Origin of the sequence: Paenibacillus auburnensis, assembly GCF_927798115.1 — a bacterium.
In the GTDB taxonomy this organism is placed as follows: domain Bacteria; phylum Bacillota; class Bacilli; order Paenibacillales; family Paenibacillaceae; genus Paenibacillus_AQ; species Paenibacillus_AQ auburnensis.
Map to the genome: position 1 here is coordinate 242,882 of NZ_CAKMMG010000004.1, position 26,522 is coordinate 269,403.

Below are 26,522 nucleotides of genomic sequence, written 5' to 3' on the forward strand. Positions count from 1 at the left end.
CTGTTCCGCTCTTAATTCACCGTCTTGTTCTTGCAGGCCGGGCATACGCCTCCGAATACTACATGGGCATGGGATATCGTATACCCGGTTTCCTCAGCCACTGTATTCATCCATTCCTCCGGCACATGGGTCATTACTTCATCCACAGCACCGCAAACATCGCAAAGGATATGCTGGTGATCGTCCAGGCGGGCATCGTATCTGCTGGCGGCCTCACCCAGCTTCAGCTCACGGATCATCTGTTTATCGGTAAGATAACGCAGCGAGTTATACACCGTGCCGTAGGCCAGGTTATGTCCCTGCTCTACCAGCCGGTTCATCACTTCTGCGGCAGTCGGATGGTCATGCGAATTACGGACGATATCATAAACGGCTTGCCGCTGTGAGGTCAAATTCAGGTTTCTCATCTTTATCATCCTTTAACTTATTTTTAGATCAAGTATAAATCCTGAATACCCCAGCGTCAATCCATTCTACCGCCTATCTGATCATTCCGGAATATTTCACCCCCACGTCAGCTTCCACCTGAAACTTCAGCCGGGGATACAACCGCTCCCAATCCCTCATTTCTGTGCTGTTATTCCAGTGACGGGCTCCGTAGTGGATCCCCCAGCCGAAAGGGTCAAGTCCGCTGTCCCGTACTTTATACAGCAAGGCTCCGACTTCCTGATTCAGGGCTTCCGCCCCGGCGTCAGATATTTGCCGCAGCAGGCTGTGGGTGACGATCTCCTGCGTGCTGCTCTCCTCTAGAATGCCTTTGATTTTGATTTTGTAGCGGATAGCAGGCTCGCCTTCCTTAGTGGTGATAATCCGGTAGCTGGAGGAGCTGCTCTCTGTATAGTACTGGTATTTCCCGTCATCCACCGTAGCCGGAAAATTAGTACGCAGATTTGAGCGGGTGAGCAGATTAAACAGCCTGGTTTCATTTGCACTCAGCACCAGCCGGATTTTTTGTTTATCCAGCAGGGCGATTTTATTAATCAAAAACTGTTCTTTGCCCTGTGCTTCAATAACCGGCAGAATGGGGTTCTTCCCGTTCTCATAGATATCCCTCATCAGCTGATAGGCATATACACTGGCAATAAAGGGGGATTCTGTTCCTTGTCCGCTCATGGCCATGATCAGCGAATTGGAGGGAATCCGCTCTGACGGGGGTTTTACCTCAATGACCTGAAGTGCCTCCGGGCGGCCAACGGCAAAATTAAGAATAAGCTGGATATCCCTGCGGCGCACGGCCCAGTCCAGGACATGCCTAATATCCTCCGCCGCAAGTTTTTCCCCTACGATCAGTGATTTACAATGCACGTAGTCCAGTTCCTTCTCGACCTTGGATTTCATTCTGCGCAGCGCCTCGGAAATGCTGGAGGATTCCTCGGTGAGAATCTGCATCTTTTCGTCAATCTTGGTCACATCTCCCTGGGGGATCGCAAGCTTCAGGCTAACCTTGAAATTACCCGCCTTCTCCCCGGGATCAATGCCAATCGCCACCACAAATATCCGCCGGTCAATATCCTTGTATTCACAGCCTGTTGTCAGACACAATAGCAGGAGACCGATCCCTAACAGCAATCTCCTCACGGATTCCGCCTCCTCAGCACGGTGTAACAGTAGAACAGCAGCATAATCAGCAGTAACTCCCCTAACCAGCGGGCAAGCAGAAACCATATACCCAAAGCATTGAGCTGGTATTGATCAAGCCTCATTAAGATCAGAGTGACTGCACTGAACAAGCCAAGTATAGCTAGCTCCCTCCATACTTTCGCCTTGGACTTTGGGTTTTTGGGGGAGGGGAACAGCCCGGTCAGCAGTTCCTTGCCTACATGCCAATGGATAATCACACTGGTCAGCGACAGATTAAGATAAGCAAAATAAAAAATAAACAGCATCCGCTCAATTATAAAGGTATTAATCCCGATACTGTCGGCCGTAGAAAACCACGTATAGACATGCCTCTCCACCGCAACCGTGCCGAAATATCCTATTGGAACATAGAAGGTCAGCAGCAGCACTGCCAGTCCCTGAACCCCCAAGATCCAGCGGTGCTTCAGCCGAAGCTTGGGTAACACCCGGTTGAATACAGCCATATTGATGTAACCGCTGAAGGAAAAAGTGGCTGCGGCCATGCTTTTGACATCCGGTGCATGAGGAAAATAAGTGATGATCTGCAGAACCGCATCCCAGCTGAAATCCGGATTAGTCACCGCTTTGAAAAGCGTATATAAAATTAACGGCACGCTGATTCCCAGCATCACCTCCAGCCCGTACAGCAGGGACAGAGAATCCATGCGGGCGCAAAAAAAGACAACCACCAGAAAGCCGAGCACTACCAGATACGGGCCGGTATCCGGACTGATAAAACGCAGCGTAATATCGATAAACGACAGGATCGTAATCAGTCCGGCTGCACACCATAGAGCAGCAAAAATAACCATCAGCGGAATAATGAACACTCTGGAAAAGGCGGTGTCCAGGATCTCCTGAATGCCTTTGCCCGGAAACTTTGCCATGAGTGCGGTGAAAAGATAGACAAACGCTGTTCCCAGCACTACTGCCGCAAGGATCGAGGTTTGTGCTCCCTTAAAGCGTGTATCCATTAGTTCTCTCGGGACAAAATTGATAATATTGATCAGGCTGTTCATTATAAAAAGCCAGTAAAAATAGCGGTTCTGAGTCATCAGCGCCCGCCGCCCTTCTGCTTGCCTGAGTTTCCGAGGCTGTCCAGGAAGAACATTTTGAAATACGGCTGGCCGAAGCTACGCTGGCTGCACAGATACATCGTGAATCCGACCAGGCAGACCACGACGCCGACCAGGCCGAGAGCAGCTGCGGCTATGATAAATAAATATTTCAGCACACGGATCGAAAAGCTCATCATATTCAGGGGAATCATAAAATTGGAGATCGCCACCACAGACACCAGAATGATCATAATATTACCGACCAGTCCTGCCGCCGTTGCGGCCTGCCCAAGAATCAGACCGCCGACTGTCGTTGCCGTCGGTCCGATCGCACGGGGCAGCCGCAGGCTCGCCTCTGTCAGAAACTCCATCATGACCAGCATAATCAGCACTTCCACAAAGGAAGGATAAGGGACGGTTGCCCGGCTCCCGGCAATCAGCAGCGCAATCTGCACACGTACAATTTCCGGATTATAGGAGGTAAAGGCTACATACAGCGCCGGCAGCCACAACGTCATGGCTACGCCTGTGATCCGCAGCAGCTTCAAGAACCGTCCTACAAAAGGAAGCTGGATCTTATCATCCATCGCCACAAAAAAATCATTGAAGATTACCGGCAACAGGATCGCGTAGCCTGTAGTATCCAGCATCACCGCAATTTTCCCCTCGGCCAGATTGAATACAACCCGGTCCGGTCTTTCAGTCACTATTGTTTTTGGGAAGATACGCAGCTTGTCGCTTCTGATATATTTCTCAAGTTCTCCTGAAGCCTGCAGAATATCTATTCTCAGAGTCCCGAGCCTCTCCCGCAGCTCGTCCAGCACCTGATGGTTCACCCGGCTGTCATCGTAGAGGATCGCTACCTTTGTTCTTGAAATGTTTCCGATCAGCATCGACTCCATTTTAAGTTCGGTGGATTGATAGCGCCGGCGGATCAGATTCAGGTTCACAGCCAGGTTTTCGGTCAGCGCATCGGATGGACCCTGTGTTACACTTTCCGTCATGTTCTCACTGACACTTCTGGTCTCCGCCTTCAGCGCATCGAAGAAGCATAATTTCCCCTCGATGTGGACACAGGCATAACCGCCCAGCATCAGCTCCAGTGCATGCTGCCCTGTCTTTCCCTCTTCGCTGCCGGGATAGGAGCTCAGATAATCTGAATAGACCTGCGTGTTATCTATCTCGTAAAATGGCGCGATAATACTGCGGTTAATGATCTGCGGGTCGGTGATGCTTTTGATATACAGTAAGCCCGCCTTCCCCGAAGGCGCCGTCAGCATTCTTTCCTCCAGGTCCGCAAAATGGTCCAGCTGCTCTTTGATCCATTGTACGGATACTTCCTCCACGATCTGCTGCGCAGGCATCATTATCCTCCTCTGCCTAATTCTCCGGAAGCTAAACCTTATTTTGGCACAGCAGTTCTTATTTCATGCACCTGGCGCTGCCAGGTTTCTTTTACCAGTAATGTGGTAATAAATGAAATGAAATATTGCATATGGAGGGATCGGATAATGAATACATCGAATATTAACTCACAAGGTCTTCCCCAATTTCCGGAATCGTTATGGAGAGGTACGACTGAACTGCCTTCCTTTCCGAGGCTTGCGGAAGACCATGTTACAGATGTGGCAATCGTGGGTGCGGGAATAACGGGGATTACGGCGGCCTATCTCCTTAGTAATGCTGGCTATAAGGTCACGCTGCTGGAAGCAGGAGAGATTCTTACCGGAACTACCGGATTTACCACGGCCAAGATCACTGCACAGCACGGAATGATTTATGATGATCTGCTGAGTCATTTCGGTGAGGAGCAGGCGCGGGCTTACTTCCAATCTCATAGTGAATCGCTGGAGTGGATCCTTGCTACAGCCGGAGAGCTGGATATTTCCTGCGGAATTCATCATGAGTCCGCCTATCTTTATGCCGATCAGGGAGACGAAAAAACGCTGAAGCAGCTGGAAAAGGAGTTCAAGGCTTACGAGAAGCTCGGTCTGCCAGGGGAATGGCTGGACCATGTCCCGCTCCCGCTGATGGCCGGAGGAGCCATCAAACTGGCAGGGCAAGCACGTTTCCATCCTCTGGAATACCTTAAGGGGATGCTGCAGGCTGTCCTCGACAAAGGCGGCGTTGTTTACGAGCACACCACGATCGGCGAAAAGGTGGACAAAGGCGACCGCCTCACGCTGTACACCGAAGGCAGCGAGCATCAAATCCGCTGCCGTCACGCCATCTCCGCCTCCCATTTCCCGTTCTATGACGGAGGCGGGCTATACTTCACACGCCTGCATGCTGACCGTTCCTACGCTCTGGCAATCGAGCCGGAAACGGACTTTGAGGGCGGCATGTACCTCAGCGCCGGAAATCCTAAACGTTCTCTGCGTGCCGTGGAATGGGGCGACAAGAGACTTGTGATTGTAGGCGGAGAGAACCACAAGACCGGACAGGGGATCTGCACCTTTGGCCACTATGAGAAGCTGGAGCTATTCGCTGGAGAATTGCTGGGGATTAAGCAAATCCCCTTCCGCTGGTCAGCACAGGACCTCGTTACACTGGATAGAGTCCCTTACATCGGGCGGGCAGCAGAAGATGAAGAAATCTATATCGCCACCGGCTACGGTAAATGGGGTATGACCAGCGGGACGCTGGCTGCACGTATGATCGCGGATCAGATTCAGGGGAAGACGAATCCATACAGCAGCCTGTACGATCCTTCCCACTTCAAAGCGAACCCAGGTATCAAAAACTTCATTGTTCAGAACGCCAATGTCGCCAAAGAGCTGGTAGCCGGCAAGGTGGAGATTATCCACAAAAAGACAAGCGAGCTTGAACCGGATGAGGGCGCGGTTGTCTTTCATGACGGCAAACGCGTCGGGGCTTACCGTGACCCTGAAGGACAGCTGCATCTGGTCGACCGGACCTGCACCCATATGGGCTGTGAATGCGAGTGGAATAACGCCGAACGTTCCTGGGACTGCCCTTGTCACGGCTCCCGCTTCTCCTATGAGGGTAAGGTGCTGGAGGGCCCGGCTACAGTGGCGCTTACGAAGCTTACGCCGGAAAAGTGATTGTCCGCTTCCGCTCAGGTATAATAAGGTTGTAAAGGAACCTCAATAATAGAGCGAATGGGAGCGTGAAGAACAGTCATGGATTTAAGAGGAAAAAGCATTGTGATCACAGGTGCCGGCAAAGGAATCGGCAAAGCATTAGCGATGGCATTAGCCAAGGAGGGTGCAAACCTGGGCCTGATCTCCAGAACATCTGCGGATCTGGAGGCACTGAAATCAGCCTTGACCGAAGTCTATGATGTTAAGGTAAGCATTGCTGTAGCCGATATTTCTGTACGTGAAGAGGCGGAGCGGGCCGTTGTCTCGCTGCAGCATGAGCTTGGCGCCTTCGATGCGCTGATTAATAATGCCGGGATCGCCAAATTCGGCACCTTCCTGGAGATGGATCCGGCTGACTGGGAGAAGCACATGGAGGTCAATCTGTTCGGTACCTATTATGTAACCCGTGCAGCTCTGCCGGCCATGATTGAGCGCAGCAGCGGTAACATCATCAACATTTCCTCTACGGCCGGTGAACGCGGCTTTGCCACCGGTTCGGCCTACTGTGCCTCCAAGTTTGCCCTCATGGGCATGACTGAAGCGCTCGCCCAGGAGGTGCGTAAGCACAATATCCGGGTCGTAGCGCTGACGCCAAGCACGGTTAATACAGGTCTGGCCGAAAATGCCGGCCTCAAGATCGGCGATGAAGACCGGATGATGCAGCCGGAGGATGTAGCCGAGCTGACCTTAGCGGCACTGAAGCTGCCGGATCGCGTATTCCTGAAAACCGCAGGCATCTGGACGACTAATCCGCAATAAATGAGCTTAGCCTTAGCTGATACTTTACGATACTTTGACTTTGAGGGGGAACTGCTATTATGCTGGTCGTCACCAATACAATAAAGGTCAAGGAAGGCCACGGGGCAACCCTGGCCCAACGTTTTGGCGGGGCAAACGGTGTACAGGCCATGCCCGGCTTTGTCCGGCTGGAAGTATGGCATAGTGCCGCCAAGGAAGGCGTGGAAGAGCTGAAAGTCTGCACCGTATGGGAGAACGAGGAAGCGTTCAAGGGCTGGACAGCCAGCCCCGCCTTCCGCGAATCGCACCGCGGGGCAGGCGGAAATGAGGTCATCCTGGGCGCTTCGCTCGACAAATACGAGCTTGTGATCAGCCGCCAGCCGGAGCAATAAATTCCCCCCTGCATACCGCAGCGGGAATACAGAAACAGGGATGCCAGCCTTAGACCTTAAAGGTCTAAGCGAAGGCATCCCTGTTTTGTTGTTCAGGCTTAAGCTGCAGCCTTAATAATGTTCATCGGCGCCCGCAGGCAGCGGTTTCTCCAGCTCCTGATGCTTGCCGGGCCAGAATGCCAGGCGGCCAAAGAGCACGGTAATTGCCGGCACGAGAAACGGCCGGACAATGAAGGTGTCTAGCAGCACCCCGATCGCGGTAATGATGCCAAACTGCACCAGCACTTGAATCGGCAGGCTGGCAAGGACAGCGAAGGTTCCTGCCAGGATAAGCCCGGCGGAGGTAATGACCGATCCGGTTTCATTGACCCCTTCGGCAATCGCCTGCTTCAGCGGCATCCGTTTGCGCTTCTTCCAGATGTTAGAGATCATGAAGATATTATAATCTTCACCGAGTGCAACCAGGAAGACGAAGGAATACAGCGGAATCGATCCCTGAATCGCATCGGCGCCCATTACATAGTGAATGATAATCCAGCCGAGCCCAAGGGCCGAGAAGAAGGACAGAATGACGGTTGCCACCAGGTAGACGGTTGCCGTCACCGACCGCAGATAGATCAGCAGCAGCAGGGTAATCATTCCGATGACCACCGGTATGATCAGGTCGGTATCGCGTTCACCCAGCTCTTTGGTGTCATACTGGGTTGCCGTCTGCCCGCTGATCCATACACTGTCTTCCGCATGATCCAGGCCTGATTCAGCCAGCGCCTGCTCAGCTGTTTTCAGCAGCGCCGGAATATGGCTCATTGCCTCAAGGGAATACGGATTGCTCTTGAACTCAATATCAAAGCCTACAATATCCTTATTAACCGCACCCTGCTGCGGGTCGGATACCGTATCTATATAGGATATCCCGCCCAAAACAGACTTGAAATCCTCTCCGCTTACTTTTCCTTGTGTATCAATGATCAGTTTGGCCGGTGCCAGCTCTCCGGGGGAGAATTGCGTGCCGATCAGATCAAAGCCTTGCCGGGATTCCATATCCTCCGGAAAAGAAGACAGAATATCATAGGTGAACTTAATCCCGCTGGAGAAGGAGGCCAGAATGCCAAGACCGATAATGGTTACCGCCACAATCGTCCATGGACGGGAGACCACCAGGCCGCCGATCCCCTTTTTGCGGGTTTTGGGCTTTGGAGCCGGTTTGCCTTTGGCTTTTGCGCGCTCTGCCTCCATCTGCGGTGTACGCGGCACAAACGGGAAGAACGACATCCGCCCGAAGATCGCCAGCAGTGCCGGAACCAGTGTCAGGCTAGCGATACCCATGATAAGAATCGATACACTGAACGGAATCGCAAAGCGGTGATAGGCTCCATACTTCGCCAGCAGCAATGCAAACAGCGCAAGCACGACCGTGAAGCCGCTCATCGCAATCGCTCCGGAAGAATGGGTGATCGCGCTAAGCAGTGCGCGCCCTTTGTTCTCTTCCACTTTAAGCATCTGACGGAACCGCGAGATCAGGAAGAGGCAATAGTCGGTTCCCGCGCCGAACAGCAGCACCGTCATAATCGACACGGCCTGGGAGTCGACCGTAATCCAGCCCTCCCGGGCCATAAGTCCAAGCAGCGGACTGGTAACACCATAGGCAAATCCTACCGCTATAAGCGGAATCAGCGCCAGAATCGGCGAACGGTAGATTAGCAGCAGGAATACAAGCACAAGAACGACTGTCGCAATCAATAAGGAGACATCCGCGTCCTTGAACAGACCGGTTGCATCAATGGAGATTCCTACAGGTCCGGACACCCGGAGGCTGAGTTCACTGCCGTCCACCTTGGCCGCCGCCGGGTCACCACCGGTCTCCGTATGAATAACTGACTTCATTTCCTTAATAGCTTCACCAAGCTGATCACTGTCTGCGGACTTGTCAAAGAGCACCGGTGTGACCAGGGTACTGCGGTCCTCCGACAGTGAAGCCTGCAGCGCCTGCGGCGGCAGCTGTCCGAGCGGCGGCACATAATTCTGATGCGGAAGCGGCTGCTGCTCCAGCTTGCCGTATACCGCGATGATATGTACTAAATCCTCCTCTGATAATCCGCCTTCCCGGTGCCACACCAGCAGTGCCGGCACACCGCTACCGCCTGGAAACTCCTGCTCTGCAACAGCAGCTGCCCGCACGGACTGAGCGGTTTCGGGAAGATTTTGCGCATTGTTCAGCACCTGTGAATTTACGGAAGGCCACAGAACTGTAAGTATCCCCACCAGCACAATCCATATCAGCAGAGTGATCCATTTGGTAGTACGGCCTGCCACCCATTTCCCGTAGCCCGACATTTAATCAATCCTCTCTTTACCCCGGCCCCTCAAAAATGAGCCGTGGGTCATTTTACTAACCTTATCATATATACCCTAAAATTTTTAAGCAAATCTTTTTTATTCTGATACAAGAAACGCCCCTCTGTTCTTAGTAGTATAAGTCTACTGTAAACAGAAGGGCGTTCGTCCTTTGTGATAACTATTCTAATTAATCGGGTTAGGCATCTCTATCTTTAGCCTGCATCCGGCAGGTCATCGCCTGAGAATTGGCTGTTATAGAGATCGGCATAGAATCCGCCCTGTTCCAGCAGCTCGACATGCGTACCTTTTTCAATCACACTGCCCTGATTCATCACCAGAATGAGATCAGCGTCGCGGATGGTTGACAGACGGTGGGCAATAACAAAGCTTGTTCTGCCGGTCATCAGCGTCTTCATCGCTTTCTGAATCTGCACTTCAGTCCGGGTATCTACGCTGCTGGTCGCTTCATCCAGAATCAGAATCGAAGGATCGGCCAAAATTGCCCGGGCAATGGTCAGCAGCTGCTTCTGTCCTTGTGAGATATTGGAGGCTTCCTCATTCAGGATCGTGTTGTAGCCGAGCGGAAGTGTCCGGATAAAGTGATCCGCGTGCGCAGCTTTGGCAGCCCGGATAACATCGGCTTCGGTCGCGCCTTCCCGGCCATAAGCGATATTGTCGCGGATGGTACCATTAAACAGCCAGGTATCCTGCAGCACCATACCGAATTTACTGCGCAGCTCACTGCGCTTCATGTCGGTAATATTCACGCCGTCGATGATAATCTCTCCGCCGCTAATTTCATAGAACCGCATCAGCAGGTTGATCAGCGTCGTTTTACCGGCACCGGTCGGTCCTACAATTGCAATCGTCTGTCCGGGACTGACATCAATGTTCATATCCTCGATCAGAATCGCATCCGGTTTGTATCCAAATTTCACATGGCGGAACTCCACAGCACCTTCTTCTGCACCTTTAGCCTGCTTTGCCAGAGAGACTGAGGTTTCCGGCACTTCTTCTTCTTCATCCAGCAGTTCAAAGACACGCTCTGCTGAAGCAATCGTGGATTGTATTATGTTGGCTATATTCGCTGTTTGGGTAATCGGCATTGTAAACTGGCGCGAATATTGAATGAAGGCCTGAATATCACCGACTTCAATAACCTTCTTGGTAACAAAAATCCCGCCGACCACACAGACCAGCACATACCCCAGATTACCGATGAACATCATTAGCGGCATGATCATTCCGGACATGAACTGGGAGCGCCAGCCGGAGTTATAAAGATCATCATTAATTTTGTTGAACTCGTTAAGCGACTGCTGCTCACGGCCGAAGGCTTTTACAATCCGGTGACCGGTATACATTTCCTCCACGTGACCGTTTAACTGGCCGAGCGATTTCTGCTGGCCGATGAAATATCCCTGGGAACGTTTGGTGATCGCCATAATAACTACAAAGCTAAGCGGCAGGGTAACTATGGTGATCAGAGTCAGCCAAGGGCTGATCGTCAGCATCATGATGATAACGCCAATAATGGTCACGATGGACGTAATCAGCTGGGTTAAGCTCTGCTGCAGCGTTGTACTGATGTTGTCCACATCATTGGTTGCGCGGCTGAGAATTTCCCCATGGGTCCGGGAATCGAAGTATTTCAGCGGCAGGCGCTCCAGCTTGCTGTTGATCTGCTCACGCATATCGAACACGACCTTCTGGGCAACGTCAGCCATCACATACTGCTGGATATAGCTGAACAAAGCGCTGAACAGGTAGAGGCCGCCCAGAATGAGCAGAATTTTATTCACATAATCAAAATCAATCGCAGCACCCGGGACCCCCATCAGCAGCCCGTAAGCTCCTTCGAACAGCTTGGTTGTAGCTTTACCCATGACCTTCGGGCTGAAAATGCTGAATACCGTACTGGCTATGGCCGTAATAAACACGATTAGCAGCTGTACCTGGCGTGGCCGCAAATAGCGGATCAGCCGGCGGAGCGTGCCTTTGAAATCCTTGGCTTTCTCTGCAGGCATTCTCATACCGGGTCCGCCAGGACCGGGGCCCATGCCGCCATGGCGGCGGGCCGGAGGCTTCATTTGCCGATTTTGCTCACTCATGCTATTTCCTCCTCTGACAACTGCGAGGATACGATCTCGCGGTACACTTCACTATTCTCCATCAGTTCGCGATGAGTGCCGATTCCGGCAATGGTGCCTTCATCCAGAACAATAATCCGGTCGGCATCCATAACCGTGCTGACCCGCTGGGCGACAATCAGCACCGTTGATTCCGTTGTCTCCTCTTTAAGTGCAGCCCGCAGCTTAGCGTCCGTCTTAAAGTCGAGTGCGGAGAAGCTGTCGTCAAACAAATATACTTCCGGTTTTCTTACCAGAGCCCGGGCAATGGAGAGCCGCTGCTTCTGGCCGCCGGAGACGTTGCTGCCGCCTTGGGCGATCTCCGAGCCAAAGCCTTCCTTCATCGCCGAGACGAAGTCATACGCCTGCGCTACCTTAGCTGCATGAATAACCTCTTCATCGGTAGCGTCATCTTTACCGTAGCGGATATTCTCGCTGATCGTTCCGGTGAACAACACCGCCTTTTGCGGGATATAACCGATCTTGCTGCGCAGATCCTCCTGTGTCATCTCACGGACATCCACACCATCCACCCGTACGGCGCCTTCAATGACATCATAGAAGCGCGGAATCATGCTGAGCAGCGTAGATTTACCCGATCCGGTACCGCCGATAATGGCTGTGATCTCGCCGGGGCGGGCACTGAAGCTGATACCAGACAGCGCCGGCTGCTCGGCTCCCGGATAGGAGAAGGACACGTTGTCGAATTCGACAAAGCCATGCATTCCATCGCGTCCGTCTTTTTTGGTGGCTGTAGCTGTAGTCTGAAGCTCTCCTCTAGTCGGATCATTGATTTCAGGCTGCATATCGAGCACTTCGTTGATCCGCAGTGCGGAAGCGGAAGCTCTGGGAATCAGCACGAACATCATGGATACCATGATCAGGGAGAACATAATTTGCATCGCATATTGAATAAACGCCATCAGCGAACCGACCTGCAGGTCGCCGTCGCCAATCCGGATACCGCCGTAGTACAGAATGCCGATCATTGAGAAGTTCATGACAAGCATCATTACAGGCATTAGACCAGCCATGATCTTGTTAACCTTAATGGCAGTTCCCGTCAGATCCTGGTTGGCTGCAGTGAACCTTCTGTTCTCATGATCGATCCGGTTAAATGAACGGATGACACGGATACCGGTCAAATGCTCGCGCAGCACACGGTTCAAGGTATCCAGCTTGACCTGAATCGCTTTGAACAGCGGCAGCCCCTTCATTCCGATGAAGAAAATCGCTCCTACGAGCACCGGAATTACAACTACAAAGATCAGGGACAGCTTGGCATCCTCCGACACCGCCATAATAATCCCCCCGATCATCATCATCGGAGCACCGACCATCATGCGGAGCATCATCGTCAATACGGTTTGTACCTGTGTAATATCGTTAGTTGTGCGTGTAATCAGTGAAGCTGTACCGATTTTGTCAAATTCATGCAGCGTAAAATTCTCTACATGTTTGAACATTTTCGAGCGGGTGTTTTTCCCGAAGCCTGCGGCTACCTTCGCCGACAAATAACTGGCAATCACGGAGCAAAGCGCACCGCCGCCTGCCACAAGCAGCATATAGGCACCGATCCGCCAGATATAGTCGCGGTCGCCATGTACGATTCCTTTATCCACGATGTCGGACATCAGGGTTGGAAGATACAAATCGCCCATGGATTGCAGAAAGATTAGAATTAATACAGCTGCAACGCCCCACCGAAAGGGCTTAAGTCCTTTTAACAATTTAATCAAGTTTCTCATCTCCGTTCATTTGTAACCGGTCTAAGTCAGGCCGCGGATTATTTTCTATAAACCCATGTACCTTCAGCAAGAGATCCGCCAGAAGGGTGCTCTCTTCTTCACCCAAATACTCCACCAGCTTGTTCAGGGAAGCATCCATATGCTCTCTCGCTTTTCTTGTGATCACTCTGCCCTGCTCCGTCAGCCGGATGCGCACCACTCTCCGGTCAGAAGGATCCGGCTGTCTCTCGACCATGTCCTTGGCCTCAAGGCTGTTGATAAGCTGCGTAACTGTGGGAGGCGTTATCCCCAGCAAACGGCTGATTTCGGATACTTTGAGCCCTTCCTCGGCAGAACGCGATTTTCTTGCAAGGCATATCAGTAAAGTCATTTCACTTGGCTTATGCCCCTCAACAGCCTGATGCACATGTGCTTTTCGCAGCTGCCGCAGAGCCATAAATAGCTTTTGTGCGACTGGATTTTCATTGTTTATCCCAATGCTTCCCATCCCCTTATTTTACTTAGGTTAACTAATAATTAAATACAATATTAATTAGGCAACCTAATTATATTTTCAATACAAATCTTTGTCAAACATTGAATGCGCTATCAAATATTACGGAATGACGAACAAATCAGCAGCGCTGCAGCACGCCAAAACTCCCCCGCCGGGGGCGGAGGAGCGCTTTGTTTCATATAAGAGACCCGCTTAGAAGGAACGCTCCGCCATGGCAGAACGCCGCTCCCTGTTCGCAGCCAGCTCCTGATTTTTTCTTAGTCCTTTAAGGAGTTCACCGTACCGCAGCAGCTGCTGTCCGCCCGCACTCTCACGGCTCTCTTCAAATAACGTTACACACTCGAGGATGTCTTTGGCGCTGTTAAGCTGAATTGCTGCCTTGAGACATTGCAAAATATAATCGATACCCCGCGTATATTGTCCGCGTTCTGAATAATATAAAGCCAGCTGATACCCGAGCCGGTAGATCCGTTCGATGTTGAGGGGATCCTGAAGCTGTTCAAACCGGGGCATTTCCGCCGAAAACTGTTCCAGTACATGATCTACAGAAAAACCGAAACGGTTGGCAGCCTCCAGAATACTCACCAGGCCGGGCAGAATCTCACTGGGCAGCTTCGCCATATATGCTGTATACTCCGGCAGAACCGCAAAATTCCCCACCTGCATTTCCAGGGTAAAGCTATTGCCAACGGCAAAGGAACGGAAGGCATCGACAATGCGCAGCCCCTCTTCATCCAGGAGTTCAAACCAGCCCAGGTCAGCATACATAGCCGTAAACTTTTGGGCTTCTTCATATTTCCCCTGTTTGGTGAGCGCTGTCGCCTTCATCAAATGTCCATGGGCGTAATACAGCACGAGCGGCCGCAGCAGATGTAACTCTTCCGTACGTCTGCCCGTCTTCTTCCGCAGCTGCTCCCGGTAAATCCCGTCGGCCAGTGCCCTCAGCTCATCAGTGTATCTCTCCATATCTGACCACCGGTGCAGCGTGAAGCAGACACTTGCCAGCTTAAGCAGCCCGTCCAGCTGCAGATGATCTGGAATACGGCCACGGAACGGCTCAAAGGTGATGACCGCCCGCAGCATTTCCTCCATATCCACAACAGACTCCAGCGATTTAAAGATACGGTACTGGCTGATGGCCAGACGTTCGGAAGAGCTGTCCTGCTCATGTTCAACAATGATTTTATAAAAGGCCTTTGCTTCCTGAATCTTCCCGCCGGCAAATAATTTCTCCGCTACCGAGTAGACCACATCCAGCGGTTTGGGAAATTCCATGATTCTGTTTATAATTTCATCGACACACTGCTGTTTACCGGTCTCCACACAACGAATTAAAAAGGGCTCCACCCTGCGGCGCGAGACCTTGTCTTCACTGAAGCATTCATCTACATAAAGTGTATAGAACCATCCCTCCGGGAATCCAAAGGCCTTCGTGAGCGCATCCAGTTGTCCCAGGGAAACCGGCTTAGGCGGATTACCGTGAAGAATGGCGCTCAGACTCCCCCGGTTGAGGCCGGATACTTTCGCAAATGAGGCGAGGTTATACCCGGAGCGGAACAGATTATTCTCGATTTCGGAGCGTAATGTTGTCAGTTTCATCTCCACCCGGCACCTTCCTCAGCAGCTTAAATAGACTCTTCTATTAATTGCCATTATAGGGGATGACTATAGAAAGCACAACAAAAGGGCCCTGCGGCAGCAGGACCTTAATTATAAAAACTCAATTAAATTTAATGGTTTATCCTGGTAAAGCAGTGAAGGAATGGCACCTTATATCTCTATTACAGAATTAAGGCTGCAGCTGCAGTAAGCACTACTGCTGGAAGGCTGCTTTGCTTCTAACCCGCTTGCTTTTGGTGATTTTCCCGTACGGGGCGTCTTCATTTTGACGGCTCCGCAGACTCTCCATCATTTTGTTCTGGGCCAGGACAATGTATCCGTCCAGCCGTTGGCTGAGCTCCACAACCGTATGGTCGCTGAGGCTGCGTTCCTGCGCTACCTCCAGCAGCTCGCTTCTAAGGCTCTCTATAGTAATAAATAACTCATCTTCTCTATAATCTCTTCTAGGCTCTTCATGGGAAGTCCGGTAAAAATTCACGTTTAGTCACCTGCCCTCTATCAACTTCTCCACTATCATAAGGCATGATGCCAAAAAACATATTTTGAAAAAAAAGAAAAAATTGTCGAAGATATTACAAGTGTAAATTTACATTTATTCATTTTTTCCCGCTTGTTCCGGGGGAAGGTAACGTTCCCCAAGCACGCGCATCGCAAAAGCAATCCATTCCTTCGCTGCGAAGGACAAATAGCGGTCTCTGCGCCAGATCATGCCAAGCTGCCAGGGAATGACCGGCTCTGTCAACGGAATAACCGCAATCCGTGTACGGTCCATATCCCGGCAGATCGTCTCCGGCAGCAAGGCAATCCCCATTCCGGCTGCCACCATCCGGCTGATTAAGTCCCATTGCGAGCTCTCATATACGACCTTCGGCTGAAAACCAGCCTTCACGCATTCGGTGATTATCCGGTCATGCAGGGCAAAATCCTCACGGAACAGCACAAACTCCTCCGCCTCCAGCTCCTTCAGGGCAACAAAGTCTGCACCTGCCAGACGGTGCCCTACCGGCACCAGAAGCTCCAGCTTCTCTTCCACAAAAGTAAAGCAGTGAAATTTAGCCGTATTTACAGGAAGCACAATGGCCCCGATATCCAACAGGCCCGTCTCCACGTCATCTTCTACTTTTTTGGCTCCGTCTTCATGCAGCCGGATGGTCACGTCGGGATAACGCCGGTGAAACTCCCCGATGACCGCAGGGAAAAAGCTTGCCCCCACCATGGGCGGCAGACCGATACGGATATGGCCGCGCTGCAGATTGCGCAGACCGTCCAACTCGGAAGAGAGGCTGACGAAGGACTCTACAATATTTTGCGCTTTTGCCAGCAGGATTTCACCCGCATCGGTTAATCTTATGCTTTTGCCTTCACGGTAAAAAAGGTCTGCCCCAAGCTCTTCCTCCAGATTGCGGATCATTTTGCTGATCGTTGGCTGGGTAATAAACAAGGATTCCGCCGCTCTGGAGAAGCTGTTCAACCTTGCCGCCTGCACAAAATACTGCAGCTGTCTGATTTCCATATCCTCACCTCATGTATAGACAAAAGGAATGTCACTTATTCGTTATATTCATTTTACCTATGAAAATAATTGTTGTAAACTTTCATTAGAATGAAAGGAGCGAAGCCTTATGAAAAAAATAACTCTAGGCTTGCTGCAGGTTGCCGGACTTACGGCCTTCTCCATGCTTATTAATACCCTAACTCCTATGCTGCATATTCCCATTCCCGGAAGTATCATCGGGATGATCATTTTGTTCCTGCTGCTGGAATCCGGTACGGTCCGCTTGAACTGGGTCGAGGTCGGTGCCTCCTGGCTGCTTGCCGAACTGCTGCTGTTTTTTATTCCCTCCGCTGTGGGAGTAATGAAATATTCAAGACTGCTTGAGGCGGACGGCCTTCAGGTGCTGGCGGTGGTCCTTGTCGGAACCTTTGCCGTCATGGCTGGCTCCGGACTGCTTACCGGCGCAATTTATAAAGTAAAGGAGCGTAGAGACTCATGATTACAGGAATGCTTCTGCTCGGCCTCACGCTGCTGGTCTATCTGCTGGCGAAACGGATTTATACTTCCAGCGGCAAAATGTATTTCTCTCCGCTCATCATCACCCCGCTGATTATTATCAGCATTCTGCTGGTGATGGGAATTCCTTATGACTCTTACAATGCGGGGGGCCAGTGGCTGACTAAGCTGCTGCAGCCGGCGACTATCGCCTTTGCGATCCCACTACATAAAAACTTCAAGGTGCTCAAAAAGCACGCCGCCGAAATTGCGGCTGGCGTGCTGTCAGGTACGGTAATTGCCGTTCTTTCTTCCATGATGCTGGCCAAATGGCTGCATTTAAGCGGTGAACTGGCTACCAGTCTTGTGCCCCGGTCGGTAACTACACCGATCGCCATGAGCATCTCGCAAAGCATCGGCGGCGTCCCGAGCATCACGGCTGTTTTTGTCATCCTGACCGGTGTACTGGGAACGATGATGGGACCTTCCGTACTTCGCCTCTTCCGCATTGACAATGAAATTGCGCGCGGTGTATCGCTGGGAACCGCTGCGCACGGTACCGGTACATCCAAGGCCTTCGAGTTCAGCTCCCTGACCGGCACCATCTCAAGTATCGCTATGATTCTAACAGCGCTGTTCTCCATCGGCCTTGCGCCTGCGCTGCTCTCTGTTTTCCTCCACTAGGCCGACCCCGCTTGGGCCACAGCCCTGCTGATCCGTAATACGGATTAGCAGGGCTTTTTTCTAAATATAAGAAAGTATACGTTACCGTCTTTAAAGGACGGTATAGCCGTTTCGGCTCGGTTACAGCTTAACCGGCAGCCCGCTCTGCGCTGAATCAAAAGCTGCGCAGGTCACTTTCAGCGTCTTATAGCCGTCCTCATAATCACTCAGAATACGCGAACGGTCTCCGGTCCGTACCGCATGCAGGAACGCTTCGCTCTCCGTAAGGTAAGGATTCCCTGTGCTCGCATATTCTTTACTGTCACCGCTACGCGTTTCCAGCAGACGCTCGGGATTCCAGTCCAGCAGCCCGTTGTCATTGTAGAAGCTGATGCCGCAGTGGCCCACCCCGCCCGGTAGCACGCAGGTATTGGAGATGTTCGCGATAATACCGCTTGCCAGCTTCAGCGATACTGTGCCCACATCGGACACGGTCACTCCTTCATGCCGCTCATGCATGATCCGGTTGCCGAACAGCCCGTAGACCTCCGTTACTTCACCGGCCAGATACCGCAGCAGGTCCACGATATGAGTGGTCTGTTCCGTAAATTGTCCGCCGGACTGCTCCTGATTGCGCCACCAGGCTACGCCCGGCATATCGCCCATCCATTGTCCGACGATCATGCCTACCTTATCGCCTTCCAGCGCCGCCTTCAGCCGCTGGATATTCTCCTGATAGCGGAAGTGATAGCCCACCGAGGTCAGCAGATTATGCTCCTTGATATCCTGCAAAAGGCTGGCCGGAATTTCCGTGCTCGAGCCCAGCGGCTTCTCGATGAAGAAAGGAATCCCCCGTCTAATCAGCGCCCGCTCTATCGCCCCGTGCGATTGCGGAGGCACACAAATATAGACTGCGTCCAGCTTCTGGGCATCCAGCATGTCCGTAATTTCCCCATAGCCTTCAGCCCCGTAAGGGCGGGCCATCTCTTCCCCCTTGGCCTGGCTGCTGCCGCATACGGCTTTGAGCGTCACATCCTCCATTCCCGCCAGCAAATCCGCATGTACTTTGGAGAACCAGCCGGTGCCTACGATTCCGATATTAAGTGTCATATTATTCCCTCCTGGGTTCTATATAAGGTGGTTTGAAAATCTAATGAATAGGCTTCAGTCGAAACTGCGGGGAATGTTTGGACTTTCGGCCGCTGACGCTCCTACAGTTCCAAACTTCCCCTCCGTTTCTGCTGCCCATTCAGGTGAATTTCAAAAGCCCAGTTTATATAGCCGATTTTTTTCTGCCTCTTTTACAGCCTATTATAGTTTGCGTTTCCTATAATTATATAAACAATTATAAGCGCTTACGTTATGACAAGGTAGTCCCGCCATTCCTCAGGAAGCAGCGCCCGGTAGGGATGCTGGAGGAACCGGTCATCCGCCAGTATAATCGTTCCGTTGTCGCTCTCGCTGCGGATCAACCGGCCTCCCGCCTGCAGCACCTTGCACATGCCCGGGTAGACATAGGCATAATCGAAGCCGTTCTTACCCTGGGATTGGAAATACGCACGCAGCAGGTTACGCTCAAGCCCCACCTGCGGCAACCCGACGCCCACGACCATTACACCGTTCAGGCGGTCGCCCGGCAAATCAACCCCCTCCGAGAAAATCCCGCCCAGCACGGCGAAGCCAAGCAGGGTCTGCGGATTATCCGGGCGGAAGGCGGCGAGGAAGCTCTCCCTGTCCGGTTCGCTCATACCGGTGCTTTGCACAAGCGTGGGGACCTCCGGATATTTCTCGGCAAACAGCGCATATATATTTTGCAGATAAGCATAGGAAGGAAAAAACACGAGATAGTTGCCTTTACGGGCTGTCATTCCCTTCAGCGCATCACAGAGCGGGAACAGGGAATCCTCCCGGTCACGGTAACGGGTGGACACCGGAAGCACGGATACCTGCCATTGTTCCTTATGAAAAGGCGAAGGAACCATTAGGCTGTAATCCTCCTCCCGCGCCCCCAGCATGTCCCTGTAATACGAGAGGGGAGACAGCGTTGCCGAGAACAGAATCTGGCTGCGGAAGCTTTTGCCCATTTGCTGCAGCAGGTAGGAAGGGTCCAGATTGAACAGCTTCAGATATACATCCCCGCGCTGAACCTCGGCATAGGTAATGTACCGCTCATCGTAGGTTTTAAATGTGCGCAGCATGCCCTGTACCGCATAATACGTATCCAGCAGCCCGTCTCCGTCTTCGTCTTCCCCGGGCGGTGCCATAAGCGGCGGAGAGGGGGATAGTAGCTCCGCTTCCGCTTCCAGAGCAAAGGTCTCCAGTAAGGCCGGTAGCTCCTCCGGATAGGTGCTCCATTCCCCTTCGCCTGCTTCACTGCAGCTTTTGCGCAAGGCGATGAAGAAGGCATTGACGGCTTTGGCCGCTGTGCTGAGGGCTTTATTGCCCGATTTATACTGCCGCTGCAGCGCAAGAAACGGCGCCTTGGACAGGCTGGCTGAATACATCTCACGCCCGCGGTCTACCAGATTATGCGCTTCATCCACCAGCAGGACCGTTTTCTTCTTCCGTTCCTCCGGCAGCCGCTTAAGGCTGATCCTGGGATCATAGATATAGTTGTAATCACAAATGACAGCATCGCAGGCATAGGCTGCATCGAGCGAGAACTCGAACGGGCAGACTTCATGCTTCCTGGCATACGAAGCAATAACCTCCTGTGTCATCAGGGTCTCATGCTCCAGCATATCCAGCAGCGCCGTATTAATCCGGTCATAATAACCTTCTCTATAGGGGCAGAATTCCTTGCTGCAGAGGCCCTCCTCACGGAAACAGGCCTTGTCCTTGGCGGTAAGTGTAATGGCATGCAGATGCAGCCCCTGATCGACCAGCATAGCTATCGCCGCTTGGGCAGCCAGCCGGTTCACCGTCTTGGCCGTCAGATAGAACAGCCCGGCCGCTTTGCCTTCCCCCAGCGCTTTCAGCGCCGGAAAGAGCGTAGACATGGTTTTGCCGATGCCCGTCGGTGCCTGTGCAAACAGATTGACGCCCTCCGAAACCGACTTATAGACTGCAGCAGCGAAATGCCGCTGTCCCTCCCGGTAAGCGGGAAAAGGAAACGACAACTGCCGGATGCTGATATCCTTCTTGTTCCCGTGGCGGACCATCAGCTCTGCATAAGGAGCGTACTTGGCAACTGTATCCGCAGCGAAAGCGACCAGTTCCTCCCGCGTAACATTCCTGTACAGGCTCTGCTGCTCCTCACCGCCGCGCCGGACATAGGTAAGCTTCACTTCTATACCGGATAGCTCCTGCTCAAGACAAATCATGTAGGCATACATAAGCGCCTGCGCCCAGTGAACATCCCGTCCTGCGAAATCCGGCTCCAGCAGTTCGGCCGTAGATTTAATCTCCTCCACCGTAATGGCCCCATTCTCTCCGGTTAACAGGCCGTCACACCGCCCATCGATGACGAATAGAAGCCCTTCATGGGGAATCTCCGTCTTAAGGTAGACCTCCTTGCGGTCTCCTTCCTTATATTGCTTCTGGATATGCTGATGAATACGTGTCCCTTCTGCCATGGCCGCACCGCTGCGGAATCCCGGCTCCAGGCTGCCGCTGCTGAACACATATTCCACCAAAGTCCTTACCGAAAGGGAAAACACCGCGTATTGCATATATAGAGTCCACCTCCATTATCCGCCTTGCCCTTTTTGGCGCAGGCAGTCATTTTCATGCTTTTTCCCCTGTATACCCTCATTTGAGTACGATAATCTCCGCTGCATAGATGCGCATCTGATCTTACGCATTCCACGGGGCTTATACGGCAATTCTGTTTTTTGACATTCAACGACCAGCGCTGCATAATAAGTTCTATTAATATGGAATTTTCTTGTCTTTACGCTGCATCCTCCCAGCCGGGAAGCGGCGTTTCATCCCGTAGAAAGAAGGCGAAGCTGTGTCATCTTTAACAATTAGACGGTGGTTGGTCAAACCATTCATCTTTTTCACGATCATCTTTATCCTCAAAAGTTTCCTGGCCTGGGGCGTTATTTTCGGCGATTTGCTGTCCTGGAAATCTATAATTACTGAAATCCCTTTTGTCTGGGCCCTTTTTTGTCTTATTGAGGCCTTCGCCTCCAAACGGAAGCTCGGGTATTACATGCTGGTGAACCTGCTAGTTACCGCTATCTTTTTTGCAGCCATTATGTATTTCAAATATTATGGTGTCATTGTCACATACCATGCAGCCGAGCAGGTGAATCAGGTCACCGCTGTGCGCAACAGTGTATTTTCATTAATGGACCCGTATTATCTGCTGATTTTTGCCGATATCATTCTTCTTGGCGTGTACTTCTTCTTTAATAAAAAAGGCCGTGACTATAAAAAGGAAAACATCAATCGCCGCACCGGAACCTCAAAGTTCTCGTACAGCCTGCTGTTCGCGGTGTCATTCGGGCTGTGCCTGTTCAATATTCTGCCCAATAAGGCCAGCATGAATGAAATCAAGAAAGCCCAGGAAATGGGTCTCCTCAATTATGAGGCTTATACCATTTTTGCTCAAGACAAACCGGAACTGGTGAAGGCCAGCGAGATTACCCAGGATGTCATTAACCAGGTCAAGGGCATCGATACGGCTGCGGTCTCCCCGTTCCAGGGTACGGCCAAAGGCAAGAACCTGATTATTATCCAGTTGGAATCCTTCCAGAGCTTTTTGCTGGGGCTCACGATCGACGGTAAGGAAATTACACCGAACCTGAACAGCCTGATGAAAGACAGCCTGTATTTCCCTAACTTCTATCAGATGGTAGGCCAGGGGAATACATCCGATGCTGAATTCGTAGTCAACTCTTCCTTCTATATTCCGCCGCAAGGTGCGGCAACGATGTCTTATGTCGATAAAGAGCTGCCGAGTCTGCCCCGTCTCCTGCAGGCAAACGGTTATCAGACAGCAACCTTCCATACGAATGATGTGGAATTCTGGAACCGCGGCGAGCTATACAGTGCGCTGGGCTGGGAGCATTATTATGACCATAAGTTCTTCGGTAATGAGGATACCTTCTTCTTCGGGGCATCCGATGAAGTACTCTACCGCAAAACGGCTGATAAGCTCAAAGAAATGGAAGGGGACGGCAAACCGTTCTACGCTCAAGTGATTTCGATGTCTGCCCACCATCCGTTTACGATTCCTGCAGAGAAATACCAGATGAAGCTGCCGGAGCGTTATGAAGGCACTTTTGTCGGTGACTATGTCCGGTCCCAAAATTATGCCGACTATGCCTTTGGACAATTTGTTGAGGAGCTCAAAGCCAACGGCCTCTGGGATAACAGTCTGATCATGGTATATGGAGACCATATGGGGCTGCCGATATATTCACTGGATCATGACGACAAGCAATTAATGGAGGAAATTTACGGGCATGAATACGGGTATGCCGACATGCTTAACATTCCGCTCATTATCCATGAACAGGGCAGCCTTACACCGCAGACACTCGAACAAGTCGGCGGAGAAGTCGATATTATGCCGACAGCAGCCAGCCTCCTGGGTGTACCAATGGCTGACACCATTCATTTTGGCCAGGATATCACCGCCCAGACATACAATCTGCTGCCGCAACGTTACTATCTGCCAACCGGGTCCTTTATCGCCAGTTCCGCACTGCTCATCCCCGGCAACAGCTTTGAGGACAACACGCAGTACACCCTGGCAGCCGGAGGGAAATCCCCTGCCGGAACCGAAGATGAATACACCCGTGCGCTGAGATTACGCCAGCTGTCGGACAGCTATGTTACACAGCTGCCGGATAAAGCGCCGGACAAAGAATAAGCTTAGGTAATAATTACACAAACAGCCACGCTCCTTTGTTGGAGCGTGGCTGTTTATCATTTCAACGGGTATAAGCCGGCCGGTTATCGTTCCTGCTTCTCCAGCAAGGTATAATACTCGGCAAAATTCTTCAATTCCTCCGGCTTTAAAATCGATAAGTGTTCGGTCAAGAGAAGCAGCGACCGGTATTGTGCTTCTTTGAGCAGTTCCTCGCCCTTCGTGGTAAGCGTCACACTGACGGCTCTGCGGTCATTCTCATCCGGAACACGGGCGATAAGCTCCAGCAGCTCCAGACGATCCAGCATGACGGTAACCGCGCTCGATTTCACCTCAAGCTTCTCGGCAAGCTGGATGACCCTCGCCTGCTTCTCTTGTGCAATGATATGCAGCAGGTGAAACTGCGGAACAGTAAGACCTATTTCTTTATGCAAAGACATCTGTGATGTGATTCTGCGTTGTACTCTCCACATGGATAATCCCAAGGATTCTACCAACGGATCAATTTGCTGCGGCATTCCTTTCACTCCCAGTCCGTTTGTCCTGCATCTAGCGTATCATTTTTACAGGTTATGATTCAATGCTTTTTGTCTTTGGTATGACAAGTATCATTGCAAGGCTGCTTTTTTCAGACAAATCCGTTCTTTTTCGACACAAAAAAACTACATTCTATGGGCCCAGCGATGCGCTATAATCTTAGCAGTGATAGCAATTATCACATAAAATTAACTATAGTCAGGGTTGGTGGTGCTAAAAATGAAATTGGCAACAAAATTAACTTGGATGATGCTCATTGTATTACTTCTTGTCGGATCATCCATCGGGTTCTTCGGATACCGCGCTGCGTACAATCAATTAGATGAAGCCGCCGGTATTGAATTGGTAGGCTGCGCCAATATCACAACCGGCCTCGTTGACCCCGTTGACATAGCGGCTCTTGCCGCAGGAGACAACAGTAAACTTTCCGCCATCGAGGATCGTATTGGCTGGATTAATGCGCATAAACCGATTTTCAAGGAAGCATTCATCCTCTCCTTGGACGGCAAAGTTCTTGCCGCAGATGCTAATTTCAAAAAGAGGGGATATAAAGCAGGAGACTCCTTTTACTTCTCACAAAAAGATAAAGATATGATTACTACCATGAAGCATTCCGCATACTCCGAAGTTTATACATATCAAGGTACCTCTCTTAAAACCGGTTACGGCCCCATCTACCAGGATCACGACCCAACCAAACCTATCATTGCACTCATGGCTATCAATTTCGACGGTTCTCTAATTCAGGAACGGACACAGGATATCATTGTTCAGCCCTTCATTATCGGTATATCTATTCTGGCCGTGGCGATCCTTGCCGCATACCTGTTCATCCGCCGCCTGGTAAGTCCGCTGACTAAGCTCTCCAGCTCCGTAAACACCGTAGCTAAGGGTGATCTTTCCCATGATCCGCTCCTGTTTGACAGCAAGGACGAAATTGGCACACTGGCCCGTGATTTCAATGAGATGACAACGAGCCTGCGCACTCTTATCACTCAGGTCAACGACACTTCCATGCTGGTAGCCTCTTCATCACAGGAGCTGTCCGCCAGTGCACAGGAGACGAACCGCGCCGGTGAGCATAGTGTCAATGTAACCCTCGAATTAGCCGACGGGGCTCATACCCAGCTGCGGAATTTGGAGGGAAGCTACCGGTCCGTTCAGGAGATGTCCCGGTTCATCACTGAGATCGCCAATAATGCGGACAGCGCAATGAATACGGCTGCCAGCAATGCCCTTAAGGCTCGTTCAGGCCGGGAATCTATGGATTCCACCACCTCGCAGATGCAGGTTGTCAGTGACAGCATCACTGACCTGTCCGAAATCATCGAATCCCTCGGCAGTCACTCCAAGGAGATCGAGAACATTGTGGGCACGATCGCCGGCATCGCGGAAGAGACGAATCTATTGTCTCTGAACGCAGCCATCGAAGCTGCCCGTGCCGGAGAAGAAGGCAGAGGCTTTGCCGTAGTTGCCGGATCCGTACGCAAGCTGGCAGAACGCTCCGCTCAGTCCGCCGGCCAGATCGGCCAATTGGTCAGCCTCATTGTCACCCAAATGGACAAGGCCGGAGAGACGATGAAACGGTCTACCGGTGAAATGGTGGAAGGCAGAGAAATGATTATGGCCGCTGGACAGTCATTCTCCGAGATTGAAGACTCTGTATCGGATATGTCCTCGCAGAGCCGGCAGATCTCGGAAACCGTACGCGAGCTGGCGCTGATCTCCGAGGGCCTCGTAGAAGCGATCCAGAGCATTGTGGCCGTCTCCAACCAAACCGCCGAGGGTGCAGAGACATTGTCCGCCTCCTCGCAGGAACAGCTTGCAGCGATGCAGGAAGTGGAGTCCTCCGCAGCCTTTCTCTCTTCGCTTGCGGAGAAGCTGCAGGTTCTTGTCGAGAACTTTAAAATTTAGGATTTGTTATAAAAATACTTAAAAACAATTTCAGGTGAAGGACGCAGCTGCGGGGAATGTTTGGACTTCCGGCCGCTGTTGTCCCCCCATTTCTTTCATTATACCGCTGAGCGGTAGAAATCCGGGGACAAAGGCGGACGCTACCGCTCCTACAGTTCCAAACTCCCCCTCCTCCGCTACCACCAATGATTTTTTTTAGTATAAGATTTATAAAGAATCCCCCTTTTTAAAGAGGGGGAACACCAAAGCAGCAAGTCCTATTTCATCGGACTTGGCTGCTTTTTTAGTGCTTATAAACAACAAAGCTGCCCCGCGCATGAATGGATCACGCACGGGGCAGCCTCAGATTAAAGAT

At 51.6% G+C, this 26,522-nt stretch carries 21 protein-coding genes; 7 read left to right on the forward strand and 14 right to left on the reverse strand.

The features are described 5' to 3' along the window. Nucleotides 1-11: 11 nt before the first annotated feature. The 4 genes from L6H70_RS16700 to L6H70_RS16715 all read right to left on the reverse strand — a co-directional run bounded on the left by L6H70_RS16700 (nucleotide 12) and on the right by L6H70_RS16715 (nucleotide 4,042). Nucleotides 12-407, reverse strand: a complete 396-nt coding sequence (locus L6H70_RS16700) for a Fur family transcriptional regulator (protein WP_236335017.1) — start codon at nucleotides 405-407, stop codon at nucleotides 12-14. A gap of 73 nt (nucleotides 408-480) precedes the next feature. Continuing rightward, on the reverse strand, nucleotides 481-1,578 hold the full coding sequence (locus tag L6H70_RS16705; RefSeq protein WP_236335018.1) for a Ger(x)C family spore germination protein: 1,098 nt from the start codon (nucleotides 1,576-1,578) through the stop codon (nucleotides 481-483). Continuing rightward, nucleotides 1,575-2,675: a GerAB/ArcD/ProY family transporter gene (locus L6H70_RS16710; RefSeq protein ID WP_236335019.1), complete on the reverse strand. Its 1,101-nt coding sequence runs from the start codon at nucleotides 2,673-2,675 to the stop codon at nucleotides 1,575-1,577. Before L6H70_RS16710 ends, L6H70_RS16705 begins: the two co-directional genes overlap by 4 nt. Continuing rightward, nucleotides 2,675-4,042, reverse strand: coding sequence for a spore germination protein (locus tag L6H70_RS16715; RefSeq protein ID WP_236335020.1), 1,368 nt, complete (start codon nucleotides 4,040-4,042; stop codon nucleotides 2,675-2,677). The genes L6H70_RS16710 and L6H70_RS16715 overlap by 1 nt, the downstream gene beginning before the upstream one ends. A 147-nt stretch (nucleotides 4,043-4,189) precedes the next feature. Between L6H70_RS16715 and L6H70_RS16720 the strand changes: the two genes are divergently transcribed. The 3 genes from L6H70_RS16720 to L6H70_RS16730 all read left to right on the forward strand — a co-directional run bounded on the left by L6H70_RS16720 (nucleotide 4,190) and on the right by L6H70_RS16730 (nucleotide 6,912). After that, nucleotides 4,190-5,743 (forward strand): FAD-dependent oxidoreductase, encoded by a 1,554-nt coding sequence (locus tag L6H70_RS16720; RefSeq protein WP_236335021.1) that lies wholly within the window; start codon nucleotides 4,190-4,192, stop codon nucleotides 5,741-5,743. Between the two features lie 78 nt (nucleotides 5,744-5,821). After that, nucleotides 5,822-6,541, forward strand: coding sequence for a 3-ketoacyl-ACP reductase (locus L6H70_RS16725; RefSeq protein WP_236335022.1), 720 nt, complete (start codon nucleotides 5,822-5,824; stop codon nucleotides 6,539-6,541). A 59-nt stretch (nucleotides 6,542-6,600) separates the two neighbouring features. Continuing rightward, nucleotides 6,601-6,912 carry an antibiotic biosynthesis monooxygenase gene (locus L6H70_RS16730; RefSeq protein WP_236335023.1) on the forward strand — a complete coding sequence of 104 codons (312 nt, stop codon included), beginning with the start codon at nucleotides 6,601-6,603 and terminating at the stop codon, nucleotides 6,910-6,912. Between the two features lie 111 nt (nucleotides 6,913-7,023). On the opposite strand, the gene L6H70_RS16735 is transcribed toward L6H70_RS16730, so the two are convergent. From L6H70_RS16735 to cidR, 7 genes are all read right to left on the reverse strand, one after another. Further along, nucleotides 7,024-9,246 carry an MMPL family transporter gene (locus tag L6H70_RS16735; protein WP_236335024.1) on the reverse strand — a complete coding sequence of 741 codons (2,223 nt, stop codon included), beginning with the start codon at nucleotides 9,244-9,246 and terminating at the stop codon, nucleotides 7,024-7,026. A 215-nt stretch (nucleotides 9,247-9,461) separates the two neighbouring features. After that, on the reverse strand, nucleotides 9,462-11,360 hold the full coding sequence (locus L6H70_RS16740) for an ABC transporter ATP-binding protein (RefSeq protein ID WP_279306766.1): 1,899 nt from the start codon (nucleotides 11,358-11,360) through the stop codon (nucleotides 9,462-9,464). After that, entirely contained in the window at nucleotides 11,357-13,117 is a 1,761-nt protein-coding gene (locus tag L6H70_RS16745; RefSeq protein WP_236335025.1) for an ABC transporter ATP-binding protein, read from the reverse strand. The genes L6H70_RS16740 and L6H70_RS16745 overlap by 4 nt, the downstream gene beginning before the upstream one ends. Then, nucleotides 13,110-13,562, reverse strand: a complete 453-nt coding sequence (locus tag L6H70_RS16750; protein WP_236335026.1) for a MarR family winged helix-turn-helix transcriptional regulator — start codon at nucleotides 13,560-13,562, stop codon at nucleotides 13,110-13,112. Before L6H70_RS16750 ends, L6H70_RS16745 begins: the two co-directional genes overlap by 8 nt. 252 nt (nucleotides 13,563-13,814) lie before the next feature. Further along, nucleotides 13,815-15,221 carry a DNA-binding protein gene (locus L6H70_RS16755; protein WP_236335198.1) on the reverse strand — a complete coding sequence of 469 codons (1,407 nt, stop codon included), beginning with the start codon at nucleotides 15,219-15,221 and terminating at the stop codon, nucleotides 13,815-13,817. Nucleotides 15,222-15,435: 214 nt separating this feature from the next. Further along, a complete protein-coding gene (locus L6H70_RS16760) occupies nucleotides 15,436-15,720 on the reverse strand; it encodes an aspartyl-phosphate phosphatase Spo0E family protein (protein WP_054942349.1) in 285 nt (94 codons plus the stop codon). 114 nt (nucleotides 15,721-15,834) lie between these two features. Then, nucleotides 15,835-16,755, reverse strand: a complete 921-nt coding sequence (cidR, locus tag L6H70_RS16765) for a cidABC operon transcriptional activator CidR (protein WP_236335027.1) — start codon at nucleotides 16,753-16,755, stop codon at nucleotides 15,835-15,837. 109 nt (nucleotides 16,756-16,864) lie between these two features. On the opposite strand from cidR, the gene L6H70_RS16770 reads away from it, so the two are divergent. Together L6H70_RS16770 and L6H70_RS16775 are read left to right on the forward strand one after the other, a co-directional pair. Further along, complete coding sequence (locus L6H70_RS16770) at nucleotides 16,865-17,236, forward strand: CidA/LrgA family protein (RefSeq protein WP_054942351.1); 372 nt, start codon at nucleotides 16,865-16,867, stop codon at nucleotides 17,234-17,236. Further along, nucleotides 17,233-17,916: a CidB/LrgB family autolysis modulator gene (locus L6H70_RS16775; protein WP_236335028.1), complete on the forward strand. Its 684-nt coding sequence runs from the start codon at nucleotides 17,233-17,235 to the stop codon at nucleotides 17,914-17,916. The genes L6H70_RS16770 and L6H70_RS16775 overlap by 4 nt, the downstream gene beginning before the upstream one ends. Before the next feature lie 120 nt (nucleotides 17,917-18,036). On the opposite strand, the gene L6H70_RS16780 is transcribed toward L6H70_RS16775, so the two are convergent. Together L6H70_RS16780 and L6H70_RS16785 are read right to left on the reverse strand one after the other, a co-directional pair. Next, nucleotides 18,037-19,005 carry a Gfo/Idh/MocA family protein gene (locus tag L6H70_RS16780; RefSeq protein ID WP_236335031.1) on the reverse strand — a complete coding sequence of 323 codons (969 nt, stop codon included), beginning with the start codon at nucleotides 19,003-19,005 and terminating at the stop codon, nucleotides 18,037-18,039. A gap of 245 nt (nucleotides 19,006-19,250) precedes the next feature. Then, a complete protein-coding gene (locus tag L6H70_RS16785) occupies nucleotides 19,251-21,566 on the reverse strand; it encodes a helicase C-terminal domain-containing protein (RefSeq protein WP_236335033.1) in 2,316 nt (771 codons plus the stop codon). A 308-nt stretch (nucleotides 21,567-21,874) separates the two neighbouring features. On the opposite strand from L6H70_RS16785, the gene L6H70_RS16790 reads away from it, so the two are divergent. After that, nucleotides 21,875-23,719 carry an LTA synthase family protein gene (locus L6H70_RS16790; protein ID WP_236335034.1) on the forward strand — a complete coding sequence of 615 codons (1,845 nt, stop codon included), beginning with the start codon at nucleotides 21,875-21,877 and terminating at the stop codon, nucleotides 23,717-23,719. Nucleotides 23,720-23,802: 83 nt separating this feature from the next. Here the strand turns inward: L6H70_RS16790 and L6H70_RS16795 are convergent, their stop codons facing one another. After that, nucleotides 23,803-24,234 (reverse strand): MarR family winged helix-turn-helix transcriptional regulator, encoded by a 432-nt coding sequence (locus L6H70_RS16795; protein WP_236335036.1) that lies wholly within the window; start codon nucleotides 24,232-24,234, stop codon nucleotides 23,803-23,805. 238 nt (nucleotides 24,235-24,472) lie between these two features. Between L6H70_RS16795 and L6H70_RS16800 the strand changes: the two genes are divergently transcribed. Continuing rightward, the gene (locus L6H70_RS16800; RefSeq protein ID WP_236335037.1) at nucleotides 24,473-26,167 is read left to right on the forward strand and encodes a methyl-accepting chemotaxis protein; all 1,695 of its coding nucleotides are present in this window, start codon (nucleotides 24,473-24,475) and stop codon (nucleotides 26,165-26,167) included. Nucleotides 26,168-26,522 lie beyond the last annotated feature (355 nt).

What these genes read in the sequence shown, in the direction of transcription:
- L6H70_RS16750 (WP_236335026.1), bottom strand. Translation starts at nt 13,562, where the DNA reads ATGGCTCTGCGGCAGCTGCGAAAAGCACATGTGCATCAGGCTGTTGAG.
- L6H70_RS16770 (WP_054942351.1), top strand. Translation starts at nt 16,865, where the DNA reads ATGAAAAAAATAACTCTAGGCTTGCTGCAGGTTGCCGGACTTACGGCC.
- L6H70_RS16700 (WP_236335017.1), bottom strand. Translation starts at nt 407, where the DNA reads ATGAGAAACCTGAATTTGACCTCACAGCGGCAAGCCGTTTATGATATC.
- cidR (WP_236335027.1), bottom strand. Translation starts at nt 16,755, where the DNA reads ATGGAAATCAGACAGCTGCAGTATTTTGTGCAGGCGGCAAGGTTGAAC.
- L6H70_RS16730 (WP_236335023.1), top strand. Translation starts at nt 6,601, where the DNA reads ATGCTGGTCGTCACCAATACAATAAAGGTCAAGGAAGGCCACGGGGCA.
- L6H70_RS16720 (WP_236335021.1), top strand. Translation starts at nt 4,190, where the DNA reads ATGAATACATCGAATATTAACTCACAAGGTCTTCCCCAATTTCCGGAA.
- L6H70_RS16795 (WP_236335036.1), bottom strand. Translation starts at nt 24,234, where the DNA reads ATGCCGCAGCAAATTGATCCGTTGGTAGAATCCTTGGGATTATCCATG.
- L6H70_RS16800 (WP_236335037.1), top strand. Translation starts at nt 24,473, where the DNA reads ATGAAATTGGCAACAAAATTAACTTGGATGATGCTCATTGTATTACTT.
- L6H70_RS16710 (WP_236335019.1), bottom strand. Translation starts at nt 2,675, where the DNA reads ATGACTCAGAACCGCTATTTTTACTGGCTTTTTATAATGAACAGCCTG.
- L6H70_RS16785 (WP_236335033.1), bottom strand. Translation starts at nt 21,566, where the DNA reads ATGCAATACGCGGTGTTTTCCCTTTCGGTAAGGACTTTGGTGGAATAT.
- L6H70_RS16775 (WP_236335028.1), top strand. Translation starts at nt 17,233, where the DNA reads ATGATTACAGGAATGCTTCTGCTCGGCCTCACGCTGCTGGTCTATCTG.
- L6H70_RS16780 (WP_236335031.1), bottom strand. Translation starts at nt 19,005, where the DNA reads ATGACACTTAATATCGGAATCGTAGGCACCGGCTGGTTCTCCAAAGTA.
- L6H70_RS16735 (WP_236335024.1), bottom strand. Translation starts at nt 9,246, where the DNA reads ATGTCGGGCTACGGGAAATGGGTGGCAGGCCGTACTACCAAATGGATC.
- L6H70_RS16725 (WP_236335022.1), top strand. Translation starts at nt 5,822, where the DNA reads ATGGATTTAAGAGGAAAAAGCATTGTGATCACAGGTGCCGGCAAAGGA.
- L6H70_RS16740 (WP_279306766.1), bottom strand. Translation starts at nt 11,360, where the DNA reads ATGAGTGAGCAAAATCGGCAAATGAAGCCTCCGGCCCGCCGCCATGGC.
- L6H70_RS16715 (WP_236335020.1), bottom strand. Translation starts at nt 4,042, where the DNA reads ATGCCTGCGCAGCAGATCGTGGAGGAAGTATCCGTACAATGGATCAAA.
- L6H70_RS16755 (WP_236335198.1), bottom strand. Translation starts at nt 15,221, where the DNA reads ATGAAACTGACAACATTACGCTCCGAAATCGAGAATAATCTGTTCCGC.